General features: G+C 65.6%; 7 protein-coding genes (1 of these 7 running past the window's edge). 3 read left to right on the top strand and 4 right to left on the bottom strand.

The features are described from left to right. Positions 1 to 287 precede the first annotated feature (287 nt). Positions 288 to 428, top strand: a complete 141-nt coding sequence (locus K789_RS25395; RefSeq protein WP_157835677.1) for a hypothetical protein — start codon at positions 288 to 290, stop codon at positions 426 to 428. Between the two features lie 35 nt (positions 429 to 463). Here K789_RS25395 and K789_RS0108065 read toward each other — a convergent pair whose 3' ends face one another. From K789_RS0108065 to K789_RS0108055, 3 genes are all read right to left on the bottom strand, one after another. Further along, positions 464 to 1,390 carry an AEC family transporter gene (locus K789_RS0108065; protein ID WP_024366316.1) on the bottom strand — a complete coding sequence of 309 codons (927 nt, stop codon included), beginning with the start codon at positions 1,388 to 1,390 and terminating at the stop codon, positions 464 to 466. A gap of 116 nt (positions 1,391 to 1,506) precedes the next feature. Continuing rightward, positions 1,507 to 1,935, bottom strand: a complete 429-nt coding sequence (panD, locus tag K789_RS0108060; protein WP_024366315.1) for an aspartate 1-decarboxylase — start codon at positions 1,933 to 1,935, stop codon at positions 1,507 to 1,509. A gap of 90 nt (positions 1,936 to 2,025) precedes the next feature. Beyond that, positions 2,026 to 2,937: a LysR substrate-binding domain-containing protein gene (locus K789_RS0108055; RefSeq protein ID WP_024366314.1), complete on the bottom strand. Its 912-nt coding sequence runs from the start codon at positions 2,935 to 2,937 to the stop codon at positions 2,026 to 2,028. A gap of 144 nt (positions 2,938 to 3,081) precedes the next feature. Between K789_RS0108055 and K789_RS0108050 the strand changes: the two genes are divergently transcribed. Then, positions 3,082 to 4,545 carry an amino acid permease gene (locus K789_RS0108050; protein ID WP_024366313.1) on the top strand — a complete coding sequence of 488 codons (1,464 nt, stop codon included), beginning with the start codon at positions 3,082 to 3,084 and terminating at the stop codon, positions 4,543 to 4,545. 109 nt (positions 4,546 to 4,654) lie between these two features. Here K789_RS0108050 and K789_RS0108045 read toward each other — a convergent pair whose 3' ends face one another. After that, on the bottom strand, positions 4,655 to 5,830 hold the full coding sequence (locus K789_RS0108045; RefSeq protein WP_416352795.1) for a DDE-type integrase/transposase/recombinase: 1,176 nt from the start codon (positions 5,828 to 5,830) through the stop codon (positions 4,655 to 4,657). Between the two features lie 328 nt (positions 5,831 to 6,158). On the opposite strand from K789_RS0108045, the gene K789_RS0108040 reads away from it, so the two are divergent. After that, positions 6,159 to 9,312: the 5' portion of a bifunctional proline dehydrogenase/L-glutamate gamma-semialdehyde dehydrogenase gene (locus tag K789_RS0108040; RefSeq protein ID WP_024366311.1), read on the top strand. 368 nt of this gene lie beyond the right edge of the window; 3,154 of the gene's 3,522 nt are visible here — the first part of the coding sequence; the start codon lies at positions 6,159 to 6,161; the stop codon falls past the right edge of the window.

Here is a 9,312-nt window from a genome sequence, read left to right as displayed (position 1 = left end):
CCGCGATCCAGTCGACGGCGCCGGACCTGGTGGTCCCGCGTGGTGTGACGCTGTGCAATCTGTCCCCGCTTCGTGCTGTTGCCGGTATCGGCAGGCCGGGTTAAGGCCGGTCCCAGCCTACCGGCGCACACCCCAACGCGGGGTCACATCGCGCCCATGCCGGACCCCGGAATGGGCGCGATGTGACCTCGCGTTGTTTCTTGGCTGCGCGGGGTCAGCGGACCCGCGGGCGGGACGCCGAGAAGATCGCTGGGGCTGGGCCCTCCCCGGTTGCGAGGATCCGCCCCATGACCGGGGCGCCTTGCACCTCGCCCAGCCGGGGCTCCGTCCCGTGGTTGACGACGCCGGTGCACGCCAGGAGGCGCTCGCCGCTGTCCGTTTCCAGCTCGTCCTACAGCCTGACGGCCTCGGCCAGCATGGCCACGTAGGGCCGGGACCGACGGAGCGTCGGGCGCGGCAGGTGTCAGGCGAGCAGCAGGGCCACGCAGATCATGGCCGGCACGGCGACGATCGTGGTGATGAGCACGGTGTCCTTCGCGACGGTCAGGCCGGTCTGGTAGCGGCTGGCAACAACGAACACGTTCTGCGCCGTGGGCAGGGCCGAGGTGACCACCACGGCGAAGAGCGCCTGGTCCGCCATGCCGAGGACGAAACGTGCGAGAACATAGGCCAGCGCCGGGTGGACGATCAGCTTGAAGCCGCTCGCCAGCACGGCGTCGAGGCGGCGGCCGGCCGAGGCCTGCAGAGGCCGGGAGCCATTGAGGCTCATGCCAAAGGCGATCAGCATGGCCGGAATCGCGGCGCCGCCAATCAGGTGGATCGGCTGCATCACGAGCTCCGGAACCTTCCAGCCCGTGCCCGCCACGAGGAGACCGAGACCGGAGCCCACGATCATGGGGTTCCGCAGGATCATCAGCCCAAAGCGCAAAGGGGTGGTCCGGTGTTTGCTCGTGGTGGCGTCGAGGGCCATCAGGAACAGCGGTGTGAAGAAGGCCAGCTGGAAGATCAGCAGGGGAGCCACGTAGCTGGCGTCGCCGAGGACGAAAACGGCGATGGGGATACCCAGGTTGGCGGAATTGGCCAGCGAAGCGCCCATGGAGGACATCAGGGATTCCGGTACCGAGCGTTTGAGCAGGAAACGGACGATGAAGAAGAACAGTGCCGCCGTCGCGATGGCCCCGGCCGTCGTGACCAGCAGCGGCGCGGCGAAGACGTCTTGGAGTTTGGCCTTGCTGAGCGTTTCGAACAGCAGCGCCGGACTGGCGACAAAAAAGGTCAGCGCGCTGAGCACGGAGCGGGCGTTCTCGCCCAGGATGCCGCGCCGGCCGACGAACGTGCCCACCAGGATGATGCACCAGACTACGAAGAATCCGGCGAGAACGCCTAGCATGCGGCGGTCCGCAGCGTCGGGGGCACGGAATGGGCGGCAGTCACCCTCCCAGACTAATCAGCTTTATTTACGCCGGGCGCCTGTTACGGCGGATGTAGGCAGGCTGGATTCTGCTGTCAGTTGAGCGTGGCGTTGTTCAGGGCGTACGGGGGGCGCATGATTCCGGGGGTATGGCCCTCCGCGGGGTCGTTGCCGATCTGGACAATCTTGTTGTCCTGATCCACGTGGACCACCTTGGGGCTGTAGGCCCTGGCTTCATCCGTGGTCATCTGGGCGTAGGTGATCAAAATGATGATGTCGTTCTCGTGCATGAGGTGCGCAGCGGCGCCGTTGATCCCGATCACCCCGGAACCGCGTTCGCCGGCAATCGTGTACGTCTCCAGCCGGGCGCCGTTGGAGACGTCGACAATGGACACCAGCTCGCCGGGAAGGATGTCGGCCGCTTCCAGCAGATCCAGGTCCACGGTGACGGAACCGACATAGTGGAGGTCCGCGTGCGTGACCGTGGCGCGGTGGATTTTGGACTTGAATATTGTGCGATTCATAACGCCACCAGTCTAGCGCCGGGCCGCCGGAAGCGCTGTGAGCCAGCCAACAACGGCTGCCAACAACGCCCGCCAACAGGGACCGGCGGCCTACGGGCCGGCGGGCGGGATGGACGCGGCCGTCTCGGCCAGGATCTCCCGGGCGGCCAGGATGGCCGGGCGCTTGGCGCTGGAGCGCCGCACCGAGGTGAAGATGGTCCGGTGCGGATCGCCCGGCAGGCTGATCAGTTGGGACGTTGTGCCTCTTCCGGTCCAGACGAGGTCCGGCATGAGGGCCACTGCGTTCCCGGATTCGATCAGCCGGATCTGGGCCTGCAGGTCGGCGGTTTCGAAGCGGACGTCGGGCTCGAAGCCGGCGCCGCGGCACGCCTGCTCGGCCCAATGCCTGGACGCGGCCCCGCGGGGCTCCATCACCCAGGCCAGCCCGGCGGTGTCGGTGAGGGATGTTACGGCCGGCCGGCCGGCGGCACGCGGCGGAACCGCGAGGCGGATCGCATCGCTTGTGAGCCGGAGCCGGTCGAGCTCGGCATACCGGGGTGCGGCGTGTCCGGGGTACTGCTCGGCAATCACCAGGTCGAAGTCCCGGGCCCAGGTCTCATGAAGTGCCGTTTCGGGTTCCCGCTGGGTCATTTCAATCCGGACTTCGGGATACCGTGACGACATCCGGGTGAGGGCGTCCGGCATCAGGGCCAGCGCGGCGGACTGAAACACAGCAATACGGACCGTTCCCGTCACGGTCGTCAGTGAGGCTGCCAGGTCCGCCTCGGCCTGTTCCAAAGTTTCCAGGAGCTGTGCTGTGTGAGCCACCAGCACCTCGGCCTGCGGGGTGAGCTGGACCCGGCGGCCGGTCTTGCGAAGCAGTTCGACGCCGGCTTCCTTCTCCAGGAGGGCCAGCTGCTGCGAGACCGACGACGGGCTGTACTGGAGCGCCTCCGCAACCTCGGCCAGGGTGCCCCGGATCTTCAGCTCGCGCAGCAGGCGCAACCGCCGGACGTCCAGCATCGGTATTCCTTTGTGAATTCTAATGGTTATTGATTAGGAGAATTCACTTTATCTAATGCAATCGGGCTTGCATACTGTTGTCGTTGAGTAACCCCCATCACAGGGTGGATTGATGGGTACCACACCTAAGCGGGAGACCCTGAAATGACTACAAAAGACATATCCAAGTCGATTTTGAGGCGCAAGCCCATCGACGATATCGAGGAAGAGAACCTTCACAGCGGCCTGTTCAAGAGCCTCGGGCTCTGGCAGCTGACCGCCATCGGAGTTGGCGGCATCATCGGCGTCGGCATCTTCTCCCTGGCGGGCCTCGTCGCCCACGGCAGCGAGTCAGAGCCCGGCGTGGGCCCTGCGGTGCTGTTCTCCTTCCTGATCGCGGGACTCGCCTCCGCGGCCGCCGCATTGTCCTACGCGGAATTCGCCGGCATGATTCCTCGGGCCGGCTCGGCCTACACGTATGGTTACGTGGCCCTCGGTGAAATCATCGGCTGGTTCATTGGCTGGGACCTGCTGCTGGAATACATCGCGATTGTGGCCGTTGTGGCCATCGGCATTTCCGGCTACTTCGACGCGTTCCTGTCCGGCATCGGCATCCACATGCCCGCATGGATGACAGCGACTCCCGATGAGGGCACGGGCGGGATTATCAATGTTCCCGCGATCGCGATCTGCCTGCTGGTGACCTGGATCCTGTCCCGCGGCACCAAGACATTCGGCCGTTTTGAGCTCGTGGCCGTCGGAATCAAGGTGGTCCTGATCCTGTTCATCATCGGTCTCGGCATCTTCTACATCAATACGGAAAACTACAACCCGTTTATGCCCAGCGGCTTCGGCCCGGTCGTGGCGGGCGCGGCCACGGTGTTCTTCGCTGTGTTCGGGTACGACGCCATGAGCACCGCTGCGGAAGAGGCGAAAGACGGCAAGAAGCACATGCCCAAGGCCATTATTATGTCGCTCATCGTCGCGATGCTCCTGTACGTCGCCGCAACCCTGGTGCTCACGGGTATGCAGAACTACCAGGACATCGACCCCAAGGCCGGCTTCGCCTCCGCGTTCACGAGTGTGGGATTGCCCGTCATTGCGACGATCATCTCAGTTTTTGCCGTGCTGTCCATCATGACGGTCATGCTCACCTTCCTCCTTGGCTGCACGCGTGTCTGGTTCTCCATGAGCCGCGACGGGCTGCTCCCCGGCTGGTTCGCCAAGACGGACCGCCACGGCACCCCGCAGCGCGTCACCTGGATCGCCGGCGTCGCGTCCGCCCTGCTGGCCGGCGTGTTCCCGATCAAGGCCGTCGCCGACCTGACCAACATCGGCATCCTGGCCGCGTTCGTCGTCGTCTGCTTCTCGGTGATCGTGTTCCGCTACAAGAAGCCCGACGCGCCGCGCACCTTCCGGCTGCCGCTTATGCCGCTGGTGCCGGCCTTCGGTGTCCTGGCCTCCGGGTTCCTTATGCTCCAGCTGCACTGGGAGACCTGGCTGCGCTTCGGCGTCTGGCTCGTCATCGGCCTGGTCATCTACTTCACGTACGGCCGGAAGCACTCGCTGATGAACCCGGACAGCCCGCGGCACGAAGAGGCCGTGGAAATGCACCGTCACGTCGGCTAACTGCGCCCCACCCGAGTTGCGCTATCACTTTTGGCTCCCATCCCCGTCTGTGATGTCTCACCTCATCGTTGACACTTCATGTCTCAGCTGATCGTGGACGGTTCATGTCTCAGGACTTCGTGGACGGTTGCTTGCCCGGGCCGTTGAGGCCGATGTAGACGGTTCCTTTGGGCGGGCGCGGGTGGCTGATGATTTCCGTTCCCCGTGCATCGAAGAACATGATGGTTTCGTCGTCGTAGAGGACGTGGATTTGTTCTCTTGCGTGGTTCGTGCCGATGTAGAAGTGCATGCCGATGACGGTGACTTCGCCCTGACGCCCCACCTTTCGTTGCACGCTCTGGCGCGGTGTGGGTTTGCGGGTTTCGGGGGTCGGGGGCTCGGGCGGCGGGGCTGTCGCGGTGGCGTTCCAGGCCTCGGTCGGCGTCGTGCCCGGCGGCAGCGCCTGGTGTTCACGCTCGGTGTTGTAGTACGTGTCGAAGACATCGACATGGGCCTGTAGTTCGGCGATGGTCGCGGCCTGGGGATGGCGGTTCAGGTAGGTGTGCAGGGTCCGGTGGAAGCGTTCGTTTTTGCCCTGGGTGGTGGGTTTGTAGGGTTTGCCGGTGATCGGCACGACGCCGAGGGTCTTGAGGTATTCCACCAGGGCCCCGGTGCGGCCCCTTCGTGTGGGATTGAAGGCTGCCCCGTTGTCTGACAGGAACTTTTGGGGCACTCCGTGGCGATCGATGGCTATTCGCACCACCCGGATGGCCGCCTCGGATGTCTCTGCGTCTGCGACCAGCGATGCCAGTGCCAGTGCCAGGCGGGAATGATCGTCAATGAGCTGGAAAATGGCCACCTTGGCGCCGCCGGCCAGCAGCCACTCCGTCGAGTCGATCTGCCAGCAGCCGTTGGGTTCTGGATAGACGAATCTTTGGTAGGCGCTGCGCGGTTTCTTCCTCGGTTCCGGGACCACGACTCCCGCCCGGGTAAAGATCCGGGCCAAGGTGGCACGTGATGGCGGTTGGACCCCTTGGCGCCGCAGTTTGGCGGCGACGCTCAGCGGTCCGTAGTCATAACCAAGGCTCTTGAGGGACTCCCGGGTCGCGAGAGCCAGCTCCGCCAACGAGGTATCGACCTTAGCCGGACTGGTCGCCGGCTTGGTCGAGGCCGTTTCCATGGCTTTTATCGTCCCCACGGCGGCAGCCGCGGCCCGGATCTTGTAAAACCAGGCCCGGGACACCTTATGGCGTTGGCAGAACTGTGTAACCGCACCCCTCTCGGCGTCCTCAGGCCATGTCGCCACCAAATGCCGGATCTTGATATCGGGGTGCATTTTGCTCATGACCCGAGCAAAACCGGTCCGAGTGTCCACGATGTACTGAGACACACTGTCCACGATGTCTTGAGACAGAAACGTCCATTAAGTCATGAGACTCAACAGCTCCCATCCCCGTCTTTTGGGAGCCAAAAGTGATAGCGCATCCGTGTGTCCGGGGGTGGTTGCGTCCGGTCCGCGAATGTTCGATTCTTCTAATCAGTATTGCTCGGAAAACATCGCTTTATCTTATGAAAATCCGGTTGCATACTGAACCTGGAAGGGTCCACATTTTGAGAAAGAACGAGTACCAGCCATGACCAACATTTCAACGGAGTCCGGTGTGAACACTGGCAACGCGGCCGAGCACGCTCCCGTCTCGGAAGGCTCTCCGGTCCTTGAAGCCGCAGCCCTCGCCGAGGAGACCATCGGGCTGGTACGCCACTGGCTCGCCGAGGCCGCCAAGGTCCCAGTTGACGCTTCCGCCGAGCAGCTCGCCGGAGTCCTGAAGGACCCCAACGGCCTTGATTTCACGGTCGGTTTTGTCGACGGCGTCGTCCGCCCCGAGGACCTGGAGGTCGCCGCCCGCAACCTCGCCGGCCTGGCCCCCAAGGTTCCCGCCTTCCTGCCCTGGTACATGCGCAGCGCCGTCCGGCTCGGCGGCACCATGGCTCCGGTCCTGCCGCAGGTGGTCATCCCGATCGCCCGCCGCGTGCTCCGTGAAATGGTCGGCCACCTCATTGTTGATGCCACCGACGCCAAGCTGGGCCCCGCCATCGCCAAGATCCGCAAGGACGGCATCAAGCTCAACGTCAACCTCCTGGGTGAAGCCGTACTCGGCGAACACGAGGCCTCACGCCGCCTGGAGGGAACCCACAAACTCCTCTCCCGCCCCGACGTTGACTACGTCTCCATCAAGGTCTCCTCCACGGTGGCCCCGCACTCGGCTTGGGCTTTCGATGAGGCCGTGGAGCACGTCGTCGAGAAGCTCACCCCGCTTTTCACCCGCGCCGCATCCTTTGCGGCCGGCGGACAGAAGGCCAAGTTCATTAACCTGGACATGGAGGAGTACAAGGACCTTGACATGACCATCGCGGTCTTCACCCGGATCCTGGACAAGCCGGAGTTCAAGGACCTCGAGGCCGGCATCGTGCTGCAGGCCTACCTCCCGGACGCCCTCGCCGCCATGGTCCGCCTGCAGGACTGGGCCGCCGCCCGCCGCGCCGACGGCGGCGCCGCGATCAAGGTCCGCGTCGTCAAGGGTGCGAACCTGCCGATGGAACAGGTCGAAGCGTCCCTGCACGACTGGCCGCTCGCCACCTGGGGCACCAAGCAGGACTCGGACACCAACTACAAGCGCGTCATCAATTACGCGCTGCACCCGGACCGGATCGGGAACATCCGGATCGGCGTCGCCGGCCACAACCTCTTCGACATCGCCTTCGCCTGGCTGCTCGCCAAGCAGCGCGGAGTGGAGTCCGGCATCGAGTTCGAGATGCTGCTCGGCATGGCCCAGGGGCAGGCGGAAGCCGTCAAGAAGGACGTCGGCTCCCTCCTGCTCTACACGCCGGTGGTCCACCCGGCCGAGTTCGACGTCGCGATCGCCTACCTGATCCGCCGGCTCGAAGAGGGCGCCAGCCAGGACAACTTCATGTCCGCCGTCTTCGAACTCAGCGAGAACGAATCCCTCTTTGAGCGTGAGAAGCAGCGCTTCCTCGCCTCCCTCGCCAGGCTCGACGACGAGGTTCCGGGCCCGAACCGCCGGCAGAACCGCGCCCTCCCGGCCGCGCCGCTGCCGCACGACTCGTTCGAGAACACCCCGGACACCGATCCGTCGCTGCCCGCGAACCGCGACTGGGGCCGTGCCATCCTGGGACGCGTGGCGACGTCCACCTTGGGCAACGACGCCGTCGAGGCCGCCACGATCAACGACGAGGCGACCCTCAACTCCGTCATCGAAACCGCCATCGAGAAGGGCAAGGCCTGGGGCGCCCTCTCCGGTGATGAGCGGGCGGCGATCCTGCACCGCGCCGGCGACGTCCTCGAAGCCCGCCGCGCCGACCTGCTGGAGGTCATGGCCAGCGAAACCGGCAAGACCATCGACCAGGGCGACCCGGAGGTCAGCGAGGCCGTTGACTTCGCGCACTACTACGCCGAATCGGCCCGCACGCTCGACGGCGTCGACGGCGCCACCTTCGTCCCGGCCAAGCTCACCGTCGTGACCCCGCCGTGGAACTTCCCGGTGGCCATCCCGGCCGGCTCCACCCTGGCCGCCCTCGCCGCCGGCTCCGCCGTCGTGATCAAGCCCGCCAAGCAGGCCCGCCGCAGCGGTGCCGTGATGATCGAGGCACTCTGGGAAGCCGGCGTCCCGCGGGACGTGCTCGCCATGGTCCAGCTGGGCGAGCGTGAACTGGGGCGGCAGCTGATCTCCCATCCAGCAGTGGACCGGGTCGTCCTTACCGGCGGCTACGAGACCGCCGAACTGTTCCGTTCCTTCCGCCAGGACCTGCCTCTCCTGGCCGAGACCAGCGGCAAGAACGCCATCATCGTGACCCCGAGTGCCGACCTGGACCTCGCCGCGAAAGACGTCGCGTACTCCGCTTTCGGCCACGCGGGCCAGAAGTGCTCGGCCGCCTCGCTGGTGATCCTCGTGGGATCGGTGGCCAAATCCAAGCGGTTCCACAACCAGCTGATCGACGCCGTCACCTCGCTCAAGGTCGGCTACCCCGAGGACCCGGCCAGCCAGATGGGGCCGATCATCGAACCCGCCAACGGCAAGCTCCTCAACGCCCTCACCACCCTCGGTGAAGGCGAAAGCTGGGCCGTCGAGCCCCGGAAGCTGGACGAATCGGGCAAGCTCTGGAGCCCGGGCGTCCGTTACGGCGTCCGCCGCGGCTCCTACTTCCACCTCACCGAGTTCTTCGGCCCGGTCCTGGGAGTGATGACCGCGGCGACCCTGGAGGACGCCATCGCCATCCAGAACCAGATCGAGTACGGTCTCACGTCCGGCCTGCACTCGCTGAACCCGGACGAAGTGGGCCGCTGGCTCGACACCGTCCAGGCCGGCAACCTCTACGTCAACCGCGGCATCACCGGCGCCATCGTGCAGCGCCAGCCGTTCGGCGGCTGGAAGAAATCCGCCGTCGGCGCCGGCACCAAGGCCGGCGGGCCCAACTACCTCATCGGACTCGGCGAATGGGCCAGCAAGTCCAGCACCGCGGCCGGCTCTCCCGTCCACGCGGGAGTCCGCAGGATCGAGCAGGCGGCCCAGGGTGTCCTGGCTGCCGGCGAGCTGGAGCCGCTGCGGCGTGCCCTGGCCTCCGACGCCCTCGCCTGGGCCGAGGAATTCGGCACGGCCAAGGACGTCTCCGGGCTGAGCGCCGAGCGGAACATCTTCCGCTACCGGGCCCTGCCGGTCACGGTGCGGCTTTCCGAAGGCGAACCGCTCGCCCGCCTGGTCCGGACCGTGG

Origin of the sequence: Arthrobacter sp. TB 26 (assembly GCF_000427315.1) — a bacterium.
Lineage (GTDB): Bacteria > Actinomycetota > Actinomycetes > Actinomycetales > Micrococcaceae > Arthrobacter.
The sequence above is the reverse complement of the archived record's forward strand: the minus strand, read 5'-3'. Positions and strand labels throughout refer to the sequence as shown.